The following is an 18047-nucleotide window of genomic DNA, read 5'->3' as shown; positions in this document are numbered from 1 at the left end:
GGAGAGCAAGGGATGGCGACGTCCCCATGGCAAACCAACCTAAGGAATTTTGCAATGAGAATGGCAACTGTGCTTATCGGTTCGTTACTCGCCGGTTGTGCTGGGCAAGACTCGGAATCTGTTCCTCAGGAGAGGGACGGTTGGAACCTCCACCGGAGTCTTTCCGTGGCCACCCAGCCGGCTTTCTCCCACGACCTGGATCTGAATGCACAGCACTGGCCGTTCGGTCCGGCAGCTGTCCAGGCAGTGGCCCAGGCCACGGACAGCGTCGACCCGCGTGGCGGGTATCGGCTGGTGGCGCGGCTCAGTCCATTCGACCACGACGGCGCCGAACTGCCTGAGTCGGTCAAGGCCGAGCTCGCAGATGTCGCCCAGGCGCTATTACGTCAGCCCGTTCTGCCCAGCGTGTTGTTGATCGGCCATACCGATGCCGCTGGTAACTCGGCCTACAACCAAGGTCTGTCGGAGCAGCGTGCACGTACCGCCGCGCGTTATCTGGCCGCACAAGGGGTTTCCAACCGACGTATCCAGGCTGTCGGTTTCGGTGAGAACGCTCCCTTGGCAAACACCTTGTCGACCGCCGTAGACCGGCGAAATCGGCGGGTCGAGATATTCACCTTCCTGCCGGCCGAATTCACGGCCGGAAACGACTGCCCTTGTCTTCAGGCCGAGCGCGACCGCGAGTCGCAGAGCACGGCGAAACCGACTGCGCGTGAGGTGACAAAATGAAAAGTACTCGAAGCTGTCTGCTGCTGGCACTGGCCACAGCAGTGATGGGATTAACCGCCCCCAATACGGTTCAGGCCGGGCTGACCTTTGTTGAGGATGCCGCTGGGCGCAAGTCAGCGTCGTTCCGCGACCTGATCCAGTGGACCCACTCGCGTCTGGTCTTCGACAAAGAACTCAAGCGCGTGGCCATTGGCCAGGAGAAGACCCTCGAGGTCGAGATTCTCGGTGGTCGTGAGCTGCTGGTGCTGGCCAAGAATGTCGGGCGCACCACCTTGATCGTTTGGTATGCCGATGGCAGCAGTGATACCTATCTGTTCAGCGTCACCGAGGACCTGTCGGTGCTGCGCAGCGCATTGAACGATATTCATCCGGGGGTCCGTTTGCAGCTAGCACCGGATCGCGCGGCCTTGGTCTTGCGCGGCAAGGTACCGACTGTTGAGTACAAAATCGCCGCCGAGGCGGCGGCCCGGCATTACCTTGGCGTTGGCCAGCAGGATGCGCGCAGCCCGGTGACACAGGGGCCAGGCCAGAACCTGTCATCGGCCTTGCAGATGGTCGTGGCGGCACAGAAAGGCAGCGGCTCGAACGATGCTTTTCGCCTGAATGCCCAGAACCTGCCCGGTAGCAGCCGGGTGGCGATCATCAACCTGATTCAGGTTGAAACCCTGCCCCAGAGCATGGAAGAGAAAATTCGTGAGGCTATCGCCCCTCTGGGTGGCGCTGGAGTGCGCATCCGTCGGGTGGTGCGCGGCGAGATTGCCAACGACTTTGACGACACCTTGATTCTCGAAGGCGAAGTGCGCAATCAGGTGACCCTGACGCGGATTCTCAATGTTGCTTCGCGCCTGTTCCTGGGCGACCCGAAAGCCGGTGGCGGGTTGTCGAGTGTGACCGTGGTAACGGATGAGTCGGGTGGACAAATGGGCCAGCGCGGCGCTGCAAAAACGGCTGGCCTGCTAGGTGCTGGTCTGAGTGGCTCCGGCAATGGCGCACTGGGCAACGATATTCGCTCGAACGTCGGCCGCGCCAAGTTGTTGTCTGTGGCCAACGGACGCCTGCTGTCGGTGATCGAGGTGCGTGATCTGCCGCAGGTCAGGGTTTCGGTACAAATCTACGAGGTCAACCGTAACCGCCTGCACAGCTGGCGCCCGGACCTGAGTCTGGTGACTAGTGGGTATAACCGCGACGGCTTGTTCGGTCTGGGTGGCTTGTCCCAGGTGCAGCCGGACAGTTCCACTGTCGAAAATGCGCTGCAAATCCTCGGTGGTTCGCTGACCAACAATCTGCAGATTGGCGGCAGCAAAATGGCCTTTGATCTGCTGTTCTCGTTGATGGAAAAAGAGGGTATTTCGAAAACCCTGTCGCGGCCGACCCTGATGGTGCTGGCCGGTGAGTCGGCGGTATTCAGTGTGGGGGGAGAGGTGCCGGTGCCGACCGCGTTTGCGCCGACCGGCCTCAAGTCCGGCGACGAAGTGGGTAATAACACCCCGGGTGTGTTCAGTGGCACCAGCTTCAAATCCTTCGGAGTGCAGCTGAAGGTGCGCGCCATGGTCGATGAGAACGACCGCATCACCCTGGATGTGAACCCGACCGTCTCGGCCCCGGATACGCTATTGAGCCGGCAGATTTCCGACAGCACCGGCAGCAATCTCAATAGCACGGCCTTCAATACCCGCAGCATCAGTACCACCACCCGCCTGCAGGACGGTCAGCCGCTGATTCTCGGCGGGCTGGTTTCCAGCGATCAATCGACCCAGGAAGACTTCACGCCCGGTGTTCGCGATATCCCGCTGCTTGGCCGGCTGGCCGAATCGTCCAGCGATAGTGGCCAGGATCGGGAACTGGTGATCATCGTCACCCCGACCCTGGTTCGCGAAGCCCGTAGCGACGTGCACCTGTGGGAGTTTCCTTCACCCCTGGAACTGGGACGCGGGGCCTTGACGCGGCCCCTGGCGATGCAACGGACTGAGGAACAATAAGATGAAACTGACACTGGTGTTACCTACCCTGATTGCCTTGACTGCACTGAGTGGCTGCGGCTCGTTGAGCCAGCAACGTAGCGAGAAAGCCGAGGATCCCAATGTGCAGGTCGACCGGGCCTTGGCCCGCTACGAGGCAACTCTGGCCAGTGGCACGGCCTGCAAAACGGCAAGCAAAGGCTGGAGCGATCCAGTCGATTGTGAAGGCTTGTTGCGCGAGGTCATGCAGCTGTACGCGGCCTACCCGAATAACGAACGGGTAGGTCTGCTCGCCGCCCTGATGGCGTATCAGTCCGGGCGAGCGGAGCAGGCGGCTTACCTGCTGGATCAATTGCTCAGAGGCCACAAGCCACGTCCGGAGGCCGCCATTCTGCGCAGTCGGATTGCCATGGAGGAGGGCAACCTCAATCTGGCCCGGACCCTGCTGTTGCAGCAGATTCGGCTCAATCCGCGGCATCCACAGCTGCACGAAACCTTGGCGGCGGTGCATTACCTCGCGCGTAACCATGCCGCGGCGTTCAATGCCCTGGCGTTGGCCGAACGCCTCGGCGCGCCCGCGTGGCACGTGGCCTATCACCGCGGCCTGGTCTTCGAGCAACAACAACAGCGCGACGCCGCCTGCCAGCAGTACACCCTGGCACTCACGGCAAACCGACAATTCACTGCGCCGCAGAGCCGTTTGGTTGGCATGGCGGATAGCCCTGCCTGCCTCAAGTTCAAGAACCTGATCGGAGGGTGATGCCATGCAGACGAACAGCCGTGATTTATCCGATGTCGATTTCCGCCGCTTGCGTCAGTTCCTGCATCAGCGCCTGATTGATTCGATCGAGGCGGACGATGGCGAAGCCTTCCCCGACGGCGATGCACTGCGGGCGCGGATCAATAGCCTGATCGCGCGGGCCGAAGATGAGATGGGTAAGCCGATAGTGGCGGCCAGCCGAGCCGCTTTGTGCGAAGAAGTGCTGCAGGAGGTCAAGGGCTTTGGACCGCTGGCGGCCTTGATGATCGACTCTGGCGTCTCGGACATATTGATTAACGGGCCGGATGAGGTCTGGGTCGATCGCAGCGGTCAGCTGAGCCGGACCAGCTTGGCCTTCGATAACGAGGCTCACCTGCGGCGCTTTCTCGATCGACTGATTGCGGCTCAAGGCAAGCACCTGGATAGCAACTGCCCAACCGTGGATGCCACACTGCCCGATGGCAGCCGGCTGCATGCCATGATCCCGCCACTCTGCAGCAAGGGGCCGGTGGTCTCCATCCGCCGGTTTACCGAGGCACAGAGTTCGGTCGAATCCTTGTTGCAGAGCGGCATGCTCACGCAACCAATGCTCGACCTGCTCGGTCTGGCCATCTCCGCGGGGCTGAACATCCTGATCGCCGGTGGCGCGGCTGCAGGCAAGACCACCTTGTTGAATGGCATCTCGCAGTACATTCCCGTCGGCGAGCGGGTGATTACCATCGAGGAATCGGCGGAACTGCAACTGCGCCACCCCCATGTGGTGACGCTGGAGGCGCGCCAGGGCAATAGTGAAGGGCGTGGTCAGGTCGACTTGCGCGCGCTGCTGCGTAATGCCCTGCGCATGCGCGCCGATCGCATTATTGTGGGCGAGGTGCGTGGCACCGAAGTATTCGAAATGCTGCAGGCCATGACTGTCGGCCATGACGGCAGCCTCTCGACCGTACACGCCAACAGCCCCAGCGATGCACTGAAACGTCTTGAGTCGCTGGCGTTGCTGGCTGATGTGGGGCTGCCGCGCGAGGCGATCCGCGACATGATCGGCTCGGCCATTCAGCTGGTCGTGCAGGTGGCGCGCTTGCGCGACGGCAGCCGCTGTATCAGCAGTATTGGCGAGGTCATCGCCGACAATGGCCGCCTGCAAGTACGCGAGATATTTCGCTTCGTGCCTGAGCGCATCGAGTCTCAGGACAGCGGGCAAGCGATTCAGCCATTGAATCGGCTTGGCCGGCATGCCCATTGCGAATACTCGCCGCGCTTCCTGGCGACAGTCGGTCACCGTGGCTATGAACTGCCGCTCAGCCTCTCAGTGCTGGAGCAATCCGGGGCCAAGGAGGGCAACCATGGCTGAGATCTTTTTATGGCTATTGGCTCTCGGGGCATTACTTGGCTCTGCTGCTTTTGTTCTGCGCCGCTGGCGGGGCGAGCCAGCCGTGGCAGATGCACACGATATGGCGAGCCTCGGCGAACAGCGGGAGTGGTTCGAGGGGCTGCAGAAGGCTCTGCTCATCCTCAATATCAACTTGCGCCCTGTGGTGTTCATCGCCGGCACTCTGCTATCCAGCGTGGCTATCTGCAGTGTTTTCCTCGCCTTGTTTCCCGAGCACGTTACCCTCGCGGTGGTCGCCGGTATCGCCTTGATCCCGCTCTCGGGTCTGATGATGAAAGACCTGGTGGCCTGGCGTGCGCGGCGTTTTGAAACGGCGCTGGTCGATGTCGTCGACCTGATGCATGCGGCAACGGCAGGCGGTGCGCCACCGCTGCTGGCGCTGCAGGTGGCGGCGGATGCGTCGCAAGGGTTTGTTCGCGAGGCTGTCGAGGAGGTGGTGCGTCGCCTCAAACTAGGCGCATCGATTGAATCGGCGACCAACCCTCTGGTGCAGCTGTATGCGAGCGAAGGCGTCAGGTTGTTCGTTAATACCCTGACTTCCCGCTGGCATGCCGGCGGCGATTTCGAGGGGCTACTCGCCGCCTTGGGCAGCATCCTGCGCGAGCGCAGTGCCTATCGACAGCGTCTGCTGGGTCAGCTCTCGGGCGCCCGTTATGCCTTGTTTTTTGCCGCGTTCTTTCCCTACGTACTCATCCCCTTTTTCCTCTGGAAAGAACCAACCTGGCTGACACCGCTGACTAACCATCCACTGGGGCCGGTGTTCATGCTCTCGGCGCTGGTCTGTCAGGTCCTGGGTTTCCTGTGGATGAGACGGATTCTGAGGAGTGATGAGTGATGGCCGGACTTTGGTTAGATGTCGCTATGGTGATTGCACTGCTGTTGTGTCTGGGCCTGGTGTTTGTGTTGCAGCGCTCGGAGCTGGCCCCGGCAGACACTGAAATGGAGCTGGAGTCCGAGCCGGCCACGGGGCTGTTCAGCCGCTGCTTGTTTCCGGCGCGATTGATTCGTCAGGCGGGCATCATGCCGCGCAATTTAGTGTGGCTGTATTGGCCCAGCAAGCTGGCGTTGGCGCTGTTGTTGCCGCTGGCCTGGCAGGAATGGAATAGCCAGTGGAGCCACTGGGGTGTGCTCCTGGTCATCGGTACCGGCGGTTTTTTCGCCGTTGACCTCTGGCTGTTGCGGCGCAGGGGGCAGCGACGCACACGCGTGCTGTATGCCCTGGCATTCTTTGTCGATTTGCTGCGGGCCTACCTCGCATCTGGTTCGCCACTGTCGCAAGCCTTCGAGTACGCCGCGCGCTTTGGTTTCAAAGGGGATCATCCGTTGGCGCGTGAAGCCACTCTGGTTTGTGCCGAGCTGAATGCCGGCCAGTCGCTGAGAGTCGCCCTGCGCGCCATGCAAGTGAGAACCGGAGTGCAGGAGCTGCGTCGCCTCGCCGCCATTCTGGAAGTCGGTACGCAGGTCGGTGCGCCGATTCTGCAGACTCTGGAGCAGCAGTCCCGGGTGCTGCGGGAGAAACAACGCGTGCAGGCCAGCCAGTTGCTCAACCGCAAAAGCATGGAAATGTTGTTTCCCCTGGGTTTGGTGGGTCTGCCCATGTTTCTGCTGTTGGTTATTTTTCCGGCTGGCGTACAGCTCTATGACGCAGTGCAGATTCTCAAGCAGTTGGTTTGAGTGCGTCATGCAGGCTGGCTAACGGGCAAAGGAGGGGTGTCTGGTGAATAGTGCTACTACCAATAACAACAAGGGTCGTTCCGCTCTGGCGGGATCGAGGAAGTCACAAGGCGGGTTTGTCATCACCATGGAGCTGTTGCTCCTGACCACCATCCTGGTACTGGGAACTCTGGTCGGCATCGTCGCGATTCGTGATGCGCTGGTTAAGCGCTACGTGAGTCAACAGTCGCAGGCGGCCATAGTGGTCGATGCTCAGGGCCAGGTACTTGGTGAGGCGGTCGGCTTCGACGAACACGATGCGCCCCGCTTGTTCTATATCGATCGTAGCCAGGCGAGTAACTACCGCACTCTGATCGGCATCCGCGATGACCGCTTCACCAGCCGTGAGCCGCTTTACTATGCCGGTAACAGCTGTGAGGGCGACCCCTGTATCAAGAGTACCAGCGACGAGTCGGCAGATAACACCGGGGTCGATGGCGTGTCGGGTTCGGGCAGCGTCAGTTATTTCAATGCCTTGCAGGGTCAACCCAACTATGCGGTCGGGCGCGGCAGTAGCGGTCTGCCTGGCGCATTGTTTCGCGAGACTGCGCAAGCCTGCCCGCTGGAGTCCGAGGCGATCGGCTCGCGCTGGGTGTCGCAGAAAGTGGTGCAGGGCAAACCCTGCGAAGCCGTCAGCCTCGATCAGACCGGCACCGAAGCGAGCTTCAGTGAGTGCCTGGTGAGCAACCTGGAGCCCTGCGCCTGCCCAGAGTCCTATGAAGATGAGGGCGATCTGTTGGCCAACTACTTGCCGTTGATTAATAGCACCCTGGAGCTCACGCGCAGCACGATCAACCTGACGTTGCTGCCCTTCGGCGAGCAGCTCGAACCCATCGAAGTAGGCACCCTGTGCTGCCCGCAGGCAATGGCCCTGCAACCGAACGAGCTGATCAATTCGGTGGTTTTTGTTGCAATCAATCAGGTGCTGGAGAAGTCGGCTATCAGTGAGCCGCTCAAGCAGCTAATTGATCCCATTCTTGCGCCGCTTGAGGGCGAGATTCTCTGCGAGGCCTTCGTTCAGCTGAAAGCCGCCGAGTCTGTGGCAGCCCCAGGTGACCCGGAGCAGAACGCGCTGGAGGCTTTCAGCGCGCCGTTTCGGGTCAACCTGCCGGCCGATGCCGGCGCCAACAGCTGGCGCAGCACGCCGCCACGGGGCGAGGGTACCTTCGCGCCTTAGACCAGTGTGAACACCTGGTTGAGCGGTGGTGCTGGGTGGCGTTGTCTAGAGGTTGGCACGTCCCAGAAGGCTTTAAGGGCCAGTGCCATGGCTATCGATTCCTCGAGCCTAGGGGTGCCATTTACGTTGCAAGATCGTTTGTACGATGGATCCATAAGTGCTGTTTATCCATTCAATCGTGGCCTGATCATCCAAGGTCACAACGGCTTTGGCCTGCACCAGCTTGTCGTGCTCCAGCTGCCACCGTGCTATCTGCTCTGCTGTGCAAATTGAGCGGCGTTGCGCATGGCTGATGAGATCGTCGAAATGGCTAATCATGAGGTCGAGGCGAATTTCGGCAATATCGAAAGCCGCCCACTTCTGTGATTCGGTCATGGTGTAACTCCTAGATTCTCGACTTGGTGAGAAATCGTCGGCACTGGCAGAACCTGGCATGGGCTTAGGTGTTGTGGTCATGCACTGAGTTTCGGTTATTGAGGGCCGCCAGATGAGCTGGGTGTAACAAGGGGGGCGTGGCAACTATTGAGTCTTGATCACGGTGCCCTTGACCCTGAGTGCCACTCAGCGGCTGTACGCCTAGGTTGCAGAGGTGGCTAAGCATCGACTTCTTCCTGATCGGTTCGAGGAACCACCAGCTTGGCGAGTTTCGGTTTGAGCCACATCTCGAAGTCGTCGATCAGTTCGTAGACCACTGGTACCAGCACCAGCGAGAGAAGCGTCGAGCTGATCAGACCGCCGATTACCGCAATGGCCATCGGCGCGCGAAACTCGGAGCCTTCGCCAAGGGCGAGCGCCGTTGGCAGCATGCCGGCGGCCATGGCTACCGTGGTCATCACAATAGGACGAGAGCGTTCGCGGCAGGCGCGGATCAGCGCATCTTTTTGCGAGACGCCGGTGCGTTCGAGTTCGATGGCGAACTCCACCAGGAGGATGGAGTTCTTCGCCGCCAGTCCCATCAGCATCAGCAGGCCGATCAGGGCCGGAAGGTCGAGTTCGCTGCCGGCCACGAGTAACCCGAAGAAGGCGCCGGCCAGCGACAGCGGCAGTGCGGCCAGAATGGTGATCGGTTTGAAGAAGCTCTTGAACAGCAACACCAGCACGGCAAAGATCAGACCGATGCCGGCCAGCATGGCTGCGCCGAAGCTGCCAAACAGTTCGGCCATGTTCTCGCTCTGGCCATACGCCGGCTGGCTGACGCCTTCAGGCAGGGCCTGCATGATCGGTAACTGCTTGATCGCCTGGTCGGCGTCGCCGAGGGACACGCCGTTGAGTTGACCCTCGATGGTCGCGCGGCGTTTGCGGTCGAAACGATCGATTCTGGCAGCACCGGGTTGAAAACGGATATCGGCGACCGCGGAGAGCGGCACCGAGGCGCCGCTTGCGGTCGGCACGCGCAGGTTACGCAGGGTGTCCAGGTCGGCCCGGGCATCGCCAGGCAGGCGCACGCGGATCGGCAGACGCTGCTCTCCGGTGTTGAACTTCGCGGTATTGGCGTCGACGTCGCCGAGGGTTGCCACTCGGGTGATCGAACCCAGTGTTTCTGCGGTTACGCCAAGTCGCGCCGCTTCCGCCGGCTTGGGCGAAATGATCAGCTCCGAACCTGGGCGCGGGGTGACCTGGTGGACGTTGCTCAGCTGCGCCAGGCCGCGCATTTGCCGTTCCAGAGTCAGGGCGGTCTCCGACAGCAGGTCCGCATCTTCGCTAGCGAGGAGTACCTGCACCGTGCTGCTGCCACCGCCGCCGGAGGCTGCGAAACCCAGGCGCACGTCGGCAATGCTCAGCAGCAGTGGCTTGAGGTCCACCTGAAACACTTGTGTAGTGACCGCACGGTCCTCCTTCAGCAGTACGGTGACTCGCCCCGAACGAACGTCGCCATCGCTGCTGCCGGAACCGACGGTAGTGAACACCGTTTCGACATCGGCCAAGGCTTTCAGCTTGCTGGTCAGGGTTTCACTGCTGCGGCGCATGTCGGCCAAGGTCGCGCCAGGAGCGCCTTCGAGCGTCAACTCGACGATGCCGTTGTCCTGCGGCGGCGAAAAGCCTGCGGGTAGCATCGCGGCCAGCAGCACAGAACCCGCCAACAGGGCGCCACCGCAGCCCAGCGACAGCCAACGATGCGCCAGAGCGAAATCCAGCGCGCGGCGATAGAAGCCGGTGAACGGCTTTGGCTGGTGAATACGGGTCGCTGGTTTGAGGAAGTAGGCGGCCAGCAGTGGCGTCAGCAATCGAGCCACGAGCAGTGAGAACAGCACCGAAAGCGCCACGGTGAAACCGAACTCCTTGAAGAATTGGCCGGCGAACCCCCCCATCAATGACACGGGGAGGAACACCACGACAATGGTCAGCGTGGTGGCGACCACGGCCAGGCCAATCTCGTCGGCACCGAACAGGGCTGCCTTATAAGGGCTTTGTCCGGCCTCGATACGCTTCTGAATGTTTTCGATCTCGACGATGGCATCGTCCACCAGAATGCCGATCACCAAAGTCAGCGCCAGCAGGGTGATCATGTTGAGACTGAAGCCCATGTAACTCATAGCGGCGAAGGTTGGAATCAGCGAGATGGGCATGGCCAGCGCGGCGATCACGGTGGCGCGCCAATTACGCAGGAAGATGAATACCACCAGTGCGGCGAGCACCATGCCCTCGATCAGCGCGTCGAGGGTGGCCGAGAAGCTGTTTTGCGTGCTACTTGCGGTTGAGACGATGCGCTCGAACTTGACCTGCGGATAAGCCTTGGCCAGTTCCGCAGTGGCCTGTTCCACTGCTTTGGCCACCGCAACGTCAGAGGACGATTTGGTTTTTTTGACCTGAAAGCCCACCACCGAACGTCCGTCGAGGGCCGCGAAGCCGCGCCGTTCGGCAGCGCCACTGGCAACCGTGGCAACGTCGGACAAACGCACTTCGCGGCCATTTCCAGTGGAAATCACCATGTCGCTTAGCCCTGCGGTGGTTTCGGCGGCGCCGAGTACTCGCACCGTCTGTTCGCGGTTGCCTATCTCGGAGCGTCCGCCCGGCACGTCGGTGCTGGCGCCGCGCAGGGCGTTATTCACCTGGGGAGCGGTCAGGCCGAGTGCCTCGAGCCGGTCAGGATCGAGCGTGACGTTGATCTCGCGCTCGACCCCGCCGACTCGAGTCACCTGGGCCACGCCCTGTTCGGTGATCAGGCGACGGGCGACGGTGTCATCGACAAACCAGCTGAGTTCAACGTCCGATAGGCTGTCGGTGGCCACGGCATAGGTCACGATAGGCGCGGAGTCGACGTCGAAGCGCTGCACGATGGGCTCTTCGATGCCGCGCGGCAGGTTGCCACGGATGCGGTCGATGGCCGAGCGCACCTCGTCGGTGGCTTTCTGCGGGTCCTCGCCGATCTCGAACTCCACAGTCGTGCTCGACAGCCCCTGAGATACGCTCGACTGCACATGATCGACGCCCGCGACGTTCGACACAGCTGCCTCGACTTCGCGGGTGATCTGCGTCTCGACTTCGCTAGCCGCCGCGCCCGATAAGGTCACGGTGACCTGCACGATCGGAAAAGACACATCGGGGTAGAGCTTGATCGGCAGCGAACGGTAACCCGCCATACCGGCGATCATCAGTGCGATGAACAGTACCGCCACTGGAATCGGATTGCGGATCGCCCACGCGGATATTTGCACGTTCATCCTCAGTTCCTCGCCTGGTCATTGCCTGCCGCAGGCTTCGACTCGACAGGGGCGACTAGGTCGCCATCGAGGAGAAAGGCCCCGCCGCCGAGGGCGACGCGGGTGCCGACCGGAGGCCCTTGTTCGATGGCAACGAAGCCGTCGGCACGGGTGACGGTATGGATCGGTACGCGGTGGGCGCGGTTGTGGTCGTCGATCACGATCAGCAGCGGGCCACTGGCTTCGAACTGCACGGCTTTTTCCGGGACCGCGGGCACTGGGGTGGCTGCACGGCTGAACACTACGCGGGCATAACCGCCTGCGCGCAGTGCCGGGTCATGCGGCAGGCGTACGCGAACCCGGCCGAGTTTGGTGAGCGGATCGACGCGTGGCGATAACAGGCGGGCCGTTCCCGTCAGCTCGGTACCCGAAGGTAGGGTCACCACTGCGCTTTGCTCGACGACGATACTTGCCAGGCTGTCCTCGGGTACTTCTGCGTCCAGCTCGATCAGACCATCGCGGGCGATGCGGAACATCGGCTGGCTAGGGCTGGCGACATCCCCTGGACGCACCATGCGCTCAAGCACGGTGCCCGCAACAGGCGCGCGGATCAACATCCGTCGCTCCTGGGTGCGCAGCTCATTGAGTTGCGCCTCCGCGACCTGCACCGCCGCTATGGCGCTCTGTGCCTGGGCGCGCCGGCTCTGAATCTGCTCGTCCGCAAGAATGCCAGTGCCATCGAGCCCCTTGACGCGTGCGGCTTCGCCTCGCGCCTGGGTGGCTTGAGCCTTGGCCTGAGCAACGCTGGCGGCCGCTTGGGCGATCTTCGCTTGCAGCAGTTCGGAATCGAGCTTGGCGAGTGTTTGCCCCGCTTTGACCGTTGCCCCTTCCTCGACCAGTACCTCGGCGACCCTGAAGCCGGACAGCTCCGAGCCGACGGCCGCCTCCTCGCGTGGTATCAGTAAACCTGAGGCGGTCAGGCTGCTGGCCATTGGATGCAGCACGACTTGGGTCACGCTGACGGCGCGTGCGTCCTCCGACTCAACCTGGGACTCGCTGACTTCGGGGGCCTTCGAACAGCCTGCGCTCAGTATCAGCGCGGCGGTTAGCGGCAACGCCCAGTTTCTAAGATTCATAGCGTATTACCTGTCTGAAATTGGTTGCGACTGGGCGGCATTCCAGCCACCGCCGAGCGCCTGGAAAGCCTGGACCGAACGCTGCAGGGCTTCGACTTTCGCGCCGGTCAGCGCGGAACGAGTGGTTCGCCATGCCCGTTCGGCATCGAGCAGTTCCTGAAGGTCGGCGAAGCCCAACTCATAGCGCCTCAGCGCCGCGGAGTAAGCTGTGCGCGCGCGCATTTCACCGCCGGCCAAGGTGCTGACCCGACGTCGATCGGCCAGCAGTCGCACCAGTGATTGGTCGGCCTCCGAGAAAGCGGTCTGCACGGTGCGTTCATAGGCAAGCACCGCCTGTTCGGCACGTGCGCCTTCGATAGCCAGCTGCGCCTTAAGCCGCGGGCGATCGAGAATGGGCATGGTCAGGCCTGCGCCCAATGACCAGAAGATTGAACTGGCGTCGAGCGCGCCGCGCTGGATGGAGAGACCGGCTCCCGGGTTGAGCGTCAATCGGGGGAAGAATGCCAGTTCGGCGAGGCGAACCTGGTTGGCCGCCCGTTCGATCTGCGCGGTGGCCTTGCGCACGTCGGGGCGACGCGTCAGCAGATCGCCTGGCAGCGTGGCCGGCATCGTCGGTACTTCACCAAGCGTCGGGGTGACCTCGAGTTCCGCCAGTGGATCGGTACCATTGCCAACCACGGCGAGCAGCGCACGTCGCGCGGCTAACAGGGCCGCATTGAAATCCTCGGCCTGTGCCTCGGCTTGGGCGACGTCGCTGGCGACACGATCAACTTCGCTGGACGGGGTCAGCCCGCGTCGCGCCCGCTCCGTCACCAGCGCCATCAAGTCTTGCTGAATACGCAGGGTTTCCCGCGCCTCATCACGCTGCACGTGCAAACCGCGCGCTTGAAACAGCGAGCGGGCGACCTCAGCAGCGATGGCCGCGCGTGCTGCCTCGACCTCGAAGCGGGCGGTCTCGACATCCGCTTCGGCGCTGCGTTGGGTGGCGCCACGCCGGCCGAACAAGTCGAGCTCCCAGCTAACCGGCAGGCTGAGGTTGGCGGTCTTTGCGATGCTGGTTCTGTCCACGCCTGGGCCGAGGTCCAGGCCGGCTGGCAGCCCAGCAGGTATCGAGGTGTTGTGGCTTTCCAGGTCACGTGTCTGGCGATACTCGGCATTGCCCTGGAGATCGCCTTGCAAGTCGAATTTCGCCAGGCTCACCGAGCGCAGTGCCCGGGCCTCTTGCAGGCGTGCCAGGGCTTCACGAACGCTAAACCCCTGGGCCAGTGCACGTGATGTCAATGCTGTGAGCTGCGCATCGTCATACAGCGTCCACCACTGATTGAGGCTTGTGGCGGGCGCCGCAGTGAGGGCGCTGTCATACGCCGGTGGCAGAGCAACGTAAGCGCTGCGAGGAGGGGCACCCGTGGCACAGGCGCCCAGCAGCAGCGAGATGCCTAGTATCGGCAACCAAGTGCGTAGCGCACTTACGAGAGGGGCTAGGTTCGGCAAAGGTATTCCATCCTCTGATAGCGAGCGTGATGCGTAATCTGTGCAACGCGTTGATGGTCAGCGAGCCAGTTCAACTCAACGATGACCTGAGTTAGGCCGTACGGATTGCCGACGATGGAACGTTCATAGCCTGTATTTTGACTAATGGTCATTTTTAGACCGCCGGTCACGAATAGGCAAAAATACACTCAGCTTTCGTCAAGCGTTGATCGCCCCGGTAAATCGATGGGCTGGTCGTGGTAAATCAGGCCGGCCAAGATAAATCTGGTCAGTTCGTCCAAGTGTTCGGCTTGATCGATCTCACCCAGATAACCACTCCACACCAACTGAATCGCCCCCCAGAACGCCGACTGCGCCCCGAACAACAGTTTTGCCAGCGGCTTCGGCGGGAAGATACCCTGCTCGATGCCTTCGGCTATCAAGAGATGAGTGGGTTGCGCGACTTGCTGCTCGATGGCCTGCATGTCGCTCAAGGTGATCGTCGACAGCCGGGAGCGGAAACCGGGACGGCTGCAGTAGAGGAATACTCGGTGTAGTTCCTTGCTCGACAGGTGCATTTCCCATGCTGCATGCATGTGCTGACGGAAGCGCTCGATCACCGGCAAGCGCGAATCAATGGTCGAAAAGCGCGCCAGTATTTGACGCTGGAAGTACATGGCCAGCTGCGCGTAGATCTCGTCCTTGCTGGCAAAGTGCTTGTAGATCGTGCCTTTACCGACCTCGGCTTGCTGAGCAATTTCCGCCACAGTGACCTCTTCCCATGACTCCGACTCGAATAGCACCAACGCCGCATCCAGGATTTCCTGGCCGCGTAACTCGAATTGGCGTGATTTTCTGCTTGGAATAGTCATAGGAGTTTTTCAAAGTGACTTTGTGACCGGCGGTCATTATCAATACCAGCGGTCACAAGGTCAAGCTCCAACACCGTATCCGCTTAATCGAGCCTCCTGTTCGGCGGGCCAGCCTCGGTCATAACTATCGGATAGTGGGTAGCGGGTAGCGCGGCGCCGGGGCAACTAGCGCAGTGGCTACTCTGTGTTGCGCCGGGCGTGCGTGACCGCACCGGGTACGGCTAAAGCACTAGCAAGATCCTGGACGTTGGGCCGCGATCAAGACTTTTTCGGAACTCGCAGAAACTGTTCCTCGATATCGCCTGGTGTCATCGGCCGGCCAGTCAGGTAGCCCTGGATCAAATGGCAGTTGCGCTCACGCAGGTAGCTCAGTTGGGCTTCGGTCTCGATGCCCTCGGCCACCAGCGTCAGTTGCAGGGAGTGCCCGAGGGCGATGATGGTATCGACGATGCTGTAGGAATGGTGTGTATCGGTGATGTCCTTCACGAATGCACGATCGATCTTGAGGATGTCGATGGGAAACTCCTTGAGCATGCTCAGGGAGGAGTGTCCGGTACCAAAGTCGTCGACCGCAATGCGGATGCCGCGTTCTCTGATCCGCTCCAGCACTGCGCGTACGTGCTGCTGTTCGACCAGTACGCTTTCGGTGATTTCCAGCTCGATTGCCTGCGCCGGCACCTGCATGCGTTCGAGCAAGCGGAACAGCTGCTGGTCCACCTGACGCTGGTTGAACTGGTGACCCGAAACGTTGATGGCGATTGGGATGTTGGCATAACCCGCGAGCTGCCATTGCCTGCTCTGCTGGCAGGCACGCTCCAGGACGAATTCGCCCAAGGGCAGAATCAAGCCGGTTTCCTCCGCCAGTGGAATGAATTCTGCGGGCGAGATCGGGCCGAGCTCTGCGTGGTTCCAACGACTCAGCACTTCGACGCTGCGCAGTTGACCGGTTGTCGCGCAGACCTTGGGTTGATAGACCAGGTCCAGTTCACCTTGGGCAATGGCCTTGCGTAACTGGGTTTCCAGGTTCAGGGTGCGCTGTGTTTCCAGTTGAAACTGCGGGGTGTAAAACACAGTGTCGGCACTGAGTTGTTGGCTGGCTTTCTGTGCTGCCAGGCCACTCATTTTCAGCAGTTCATCGACGCTGACATTGCCCGCCTGAGTACAGGCCGCTGCGGAACGCAGCGGCATGCAGAATTCATACTGATCGACCTGAATGGGCGGCTCGAAGGCTTCCGATACGCGCTGCATCAGCAACTTCAGCTCGCTCTGGTCGGGGTCGCTGCGCAGCAGGACATGGAATTCTGAGTCGCCAGTACGGGCGATGAAGGGCAGGCAGTTGGCGCTATAGTCCCCGTGCTGCTGGGATGCCCCTGTCGAGCTGAGCAGCTTCTCGGCCACCCCGCTGATGACCTTGTCTGCGATTTTTCGGCCAACGCTGTTCTTGACAGACGGGTAGCTTGCAAAGCTCAGTTGCAGCATGCACAACGGCTGCTCCGGGGCCGTGTCGAGGTGACGCTGGGCCACTTGCAGGAAGCAGGCGCGATTGGGCAGCCCCGTCAGGCTGTCGGTTAGCGACAACTTTTCGATGTGGCGCTGCTGACGCACCTGTTTAGTGGCATCACGCAGGATACAGATCACATCATTGGTGCCGCTGGCAACCAAGCGTACTTCATAGGTGGTCTCGCTGGTGTCGCACCAGCTGATCTGCAACGGCGTGGTATCGCCGCGCAGAGCCCGCTTTAGGGCCTGATTCGGCTCGAACTGTGCGATACCGGCGAAGATGGTATCGATACTGCTGCCGATTGCGGCCCTCATTCTGAGGGTAGCAGGGGCCGGTTCCGGGAACTTTGAGGCCAGCAGGATACCCTCGGCATCGAAGCGCAGTATGGCGTCGGGAATGGCGTGGAGGAGGGCGGTCTGGCTGGCCCGTTCGTTTTCCAGCTCGATGCAATTGCGTTGCGCATGCACGATATGTCGCAGGCGCTTGGCCAGCACCGAGACGCTCAGGGGCTTGGTCAGATAGTCGGTGGCACCGACCTCGCTGGCTCGTTTGATCGATTCCAGATCATCCAAACCGGTGAGCATGACCACCGGCGTCAAGGCCTTACCAGGCAAGCGTTTGAACTGTTCGCAGGTAGCGAAGCCGTCCATGCCGGGCATGCGGCCATCCATCAATACGATGTCGAAGTCCTGGGTCATGGCCAAGCTCAATGCATCAGGGCCACTTTGCGCCTCGATGATCTCGAAGCCTTCATTCGACAGCGCTAGTTGCAGGTGCATGCGGATCAGTTCGTCATCGTCGACCACCAGGACGGACATGCCCGGTTGTTGCGTTGGGGGTGTACCCCGGTATCTGTGTAATGCCCTCGACTCGGCCATGATCGCTCTCCCTCTTGTCGGGGTAATTTTATAGTTGACCAGCGAAAAGCGTGCCACCCACGCGGATTAAGCGCATTCGACGACCTGGCAAGGGGATTACGTTCGGCGCTGGCTGAGTGCGCCCTCAATCAACTGCAAAATGGGTCTGAATACCAGGCGGTTTTTGCAAAATGCAAAGCAGGATGCGAATGTGGAGGCGAATTGCCGGTTATTTGCTGCGTAATAGGGGTGTTTTGGTCTGGCCTTGAAATTGCTTTTCATTTTCGTAGGCAAGCATTTCGAGCATTGGCGATGAACCCAGAGTCCGCAGCACCGTTAGGTACATGTTGAGCGACTCACGGCCAGGCGACTGTTTCAGTTGGATGTCGGAAGGCGCAGATGCTGCCGTGGCTGATAGGGGGGTAATCGCGACCGATAGCAACCTGCACGCTTAATAACAACGATAGAGAGGCAGATACCATGAGCGGTTTAAAACTGATCGATGAGGCCGTCCTCGAGCGCTTGGCCGCCGAGACCTCGAACGCCATGCTGGAACGCATGATCAACATGTTTGTGCTCGAGGCGCAGCGGCGGATGGACGCCATGCTCGGTAAGTTGGCCGAGATGGATTGCCATGGCGTCGAGGATGAGGCGCATACCCTGAAAAGCAATGCGGCTACCTTCGGCGCCAACCAGTTATCCGCTCTGGCGCGGGAACTCGAGTTGGCCTGCAAGCGCCTGGATAAAGAGCGGGTGGCACAGCTGCTCCCGGAGACCGAGGAGACCTTGCAGGAGACCCTGGCGGTGTATCGCCAGCGCTTCAATATCAAGCAGTCGGCGTAAAAG

14 protein-coding genes are annotated in these 18047 nt (G+C 61.1%); 8 read left to right on the top strand and 6 right to left on the bottom strand.

Features of this window, described 5'->3' with window-relative positions; all coding sequences use genetic code 11:
* The first annotated feature begins 165 nt into the window (after nucleotides 1–165).
* From FBY03_RS02115 to FBY03_RS02085, 7 genes are read left to right on the top strand one after another with little or no spacing between them, the layout of a single operon-like run.
* The gene (locus FBY03_RS02115; protein WP_178090530.1) at nucleotides 166–729 is read left to right on the top strand and encodes an OmpA family protein; all 564 of its coding nucleotides are present in this window, start codon (nucleotides 166–168) and stop codon (nucleotides 727–729) included.
* On the top strand, nucleotides 726–2708 hold the full coding sequence (locus tag FBY03_RS02110; RefSeq protein ID WP_218570747.1) for a pilus assembly protein N-terminal domain-containing protein: 1983 nt from the start codon (nucleotides 726–728) through the stop codon (nucleotides 2706–2708). The genes FBY03_RS02115 and FBY03_RS02110 overlap by 4 nt, the downstream gene beginning before the upstream one ends.
* A 1-nt stretch (nucleotide 2709) precedes the next feature.
* Nucleotides 2710–3447 carry a M48 family metallopeptidase gene (locus tag FBY03_RS02105; RefSeq protein ID WP_147170532.1) on the top strand — a complete coding sequence of 246 codons (738 nt, stop codon included), beginning with the start codon at nucleotides 2710–2712 and terminating at the stop codon, nucleotides 3445–3447.
* A 4-nt stretch (nucleotides 3448–3451) separates the two neighbouring features.
* Nucleotides 3452–4795 carry a CpaF family protein gene (locus FBY03_RS02100; RefSeq protein WP_147170531.1) on the top strand — a complete coding sequence of 448 codons (1344 nt, stop codon included), beginning with the start codon at nucleotides 3452–3454 and terminating at the stop codon, nucleotides 4793–4795.
* The gene (locus FBY03_RS02095; RefSeq protein WP_178090529.1) at nucleotides 4788–5669 is read left to right on the top strand and encodes a type II secretion system F family protein; all 882 of its coding nucleotides are present in this window, start codon (nucleotides 4788–4790) and stop codon (nucleotides 5667–5669) included. The genes FBY03_RS02100 and FBY03_RS02095 overlap by 8 nt, the downstream gene beginning before the upstream one ends.
* 26 nt (nucleotides 5670–5695) lie before the next feature.
* Nucleotides 5696–6508 (top strand): type II secretion system F family protein, encoded by an 813-nt coding sequence (locus FBY03_RS02090; RefSeq protein ID WP_178090528.1) that lies wholly within the window; start codon nucleotides 5696–5698, stop codon nucleotides 6506–6508.
* A 43-nt stretch (nucleotides 6509–6551) separates the two neighbouring features.
* Nucleotides 6552–7724 (top strand): hypothetical protein, encoded by a 1173-nt coding sequence (locus FBY03_RS02085; protein ID WP_147170528.1) that lies wholly within the window; start codon nucleotides 6552–6554, stop codon nucleotides 7722–7724.
* Between the two features lie 108 nt (nucleotides 7725–7832).
* Here the strand turns inward: FBY03_RS02085 and FBY03_RS02080 are convergent, their stop codons facing one another.
* The 6 genes from FBY03_RS02080 to FBY03_RS02055 form a co-directional block, all read right to left on the bottom strand.
* A complete protein-coding gene (locus tag FBY03_RS02080) occupies nucleotides 7833–8099 on the bottom strand; it encodes a hypothetical protein (RefSeq protein WP_147170527.1) in 267 nt (88 codons plus the stop codon).
* A gap of 218 nt (nucleotides 8100–8317) precedes the next feature.
* Nucleotides 8318–11386 carry an efflux RND transporter permease subunit gene (locus tag FBY03_RS02075; protein WP_147170526.1) on the bottom strand — a complete coding sequence of 1023 codons (3069 nt, stop codon included), beginning with the start codon at nucleotides 11384–11386 and terminating at the stop codon, nucleotides 8318–8320.
* A 2-nt stretch (nucleotides 11387–11388) separates the two neighbouring features.
* Complete coding sequence (locus tag FBY03_RS02070; RefSeq protein WP_147170525.1) at nucleotides 11389–12501, bottom strand: efflux RND transporter periplasmic adaptor subunit; 1113 nt, start codon at nucleotides 12499–12501, stop codon at nucleotides 11389–11391.
* 6 nt (nucleotides 12502–12507) lie between these two features.
* Complete coding sequence (locus FBY03_RS02065; RefSeq protein WP_256677833.1) at nucleotides 12508–13950, bottom strand: efflux transporter outer membrane subunit; 1443 nt, start codon at nucleotides 13948–13950, stop codon at nucleotides 12508–12510.
* 230 nt (nucleotides 13951–14180) lie between these two features.
* On the bottom strand, nucleotides 14181–14843 hold the full coding sequence (locus FBY03_RS02060) for a TetR/AcrR family transcriptional regulator (protein ID WP_147170523.1): 663 nt from the start codon (nucleotides 14841–14843) through the stop codon (nucleotides 14181–14183).
* A 258-nt stretch (nucleotides 14844–15101) separates the two neighbouring features.
* A complete protein-coding gene (locus tag FBY03_RS02055) occupies nucleotides 15102–17162 on the bottom strand; it encodes a bifunctional diguanylate cyclase/phosphodiesterase (protein WP_178090526.1) in 2061 nt (686 codons plus the stop codon).
* A gap of 519 nt (nucleotides 17163–17681) precedes the next feature.
* Between FBY03_RS02055 and FBY03_RS02050 the strand changes: the two genes are divergently transcribed.
* Complete coding sequence (locus tag FBY03_RS02050; RefSeq protein WP_147170521.1) at nucleotides 17682–18044, top strand: Hpt domain-containing protein; 363 nt, start codon at nucleotides 17682–17684, stop codon at nucleotides 18042–18044.
* Nucleotides 18045–18047: the final 3 nt, after the last annotated feature.

The sequence above is a fragment of the Pseudomonas sp. SJZ079 genome (assembly GCF_007993865.1).
In the GTDB taxonomy this organism is placed as follows: Bacteria; Pseudomonadota; Gammaproteobacteria; order Pseudomonadales; family Pseudomonadaceae; genus Aquipseudomonas.
Note: the sequence above shows the minus strand (reverse complement) of the source record. Positions and strands in the feature narration are given on the sequence as shown.

Excerpts from the sequence above, each read along its gene's own strand:
- FBY03_RS02055 (WP_178090526.1), bottom strand. The coding sequence starts at position 17,162 with ATGTCCGTCCTGGTGGTCGACGATGACGAACTGATCCGCATGCACCTG.
- FBY03_RS02070 (WP_147170525.1), bottom strand. The coding sequence starts at position 12,501 with ATGAATCTTAGAAACTGGGCGTTGCCGCTAACCGCCGCGCTGATACTG.
- FBY03_RS02090 (WP_178090528.1), top strand. The coding sequence starts at position 5,696 with ATGGTGATTGCACTGCTGTTGTGTCTGGGCCTGGTGTTTGTGTTGCAG.
- FBY03_RS02060 (WP_147170523.1), bottom strand. The coding sequence starts at position 14,843 with ATGACTATTCCAAGCAGAAAATCACGCCAATTCGAGTTACGCGGCCAG.
- FBY03_RS02105 (WP_147170532.1), top strand. The coding sequence starts at position 2,710 with ATGAAACTGACACTGGTGTTACCTACCCTGATTGCCTTGACTGCACTG.
- FBY03_RS02110 (WP_218570747.1), top strand. The coding sequence starts at position 726 with ATGAAAAGTACTCGAAGCTGTCTGCTGCTGGCACTGGCCACAGCAGTG.
- FBY03_RS02100 (WP_147170531.1), top strand. The coding sequence starts at position 3,452 with ATGCAGACGAACAGCCGTGATTTATCCGATGTCGATTTCCGCCGCTTG.
- FBY03_RS02095 (WP_178090529.1), top strand. The coding sequence starts at position 4,788 with ATGGCTGAGATCTTTTTATGGCTATTGGCTCTCGGGGCATTACTTGGC.
- FBY03_RS02075 (WP_147170526.1), bottom strand. The coding sequence starts at position 11,386 with ATGAACGTGCAAATATCCGCGTGGGCGATCCGCAATCCGATTCCAGTG.
- FBY03_RS02080 (WP_147170527.1), bottom strand. The coding sequence starts at position 8,099 with ATGACCGAATCACAGAAGTGGGCGGCTTTCGATATTGCCGAAATTCGC.
- FBY03_RS02050 (WP_147170521.1), top strand. The coding sequence starts at position 17,682 with ATGAGCGGTTTAAAACTGATCGATGAGGCCGTCCTCGAGCGCTTGGCC.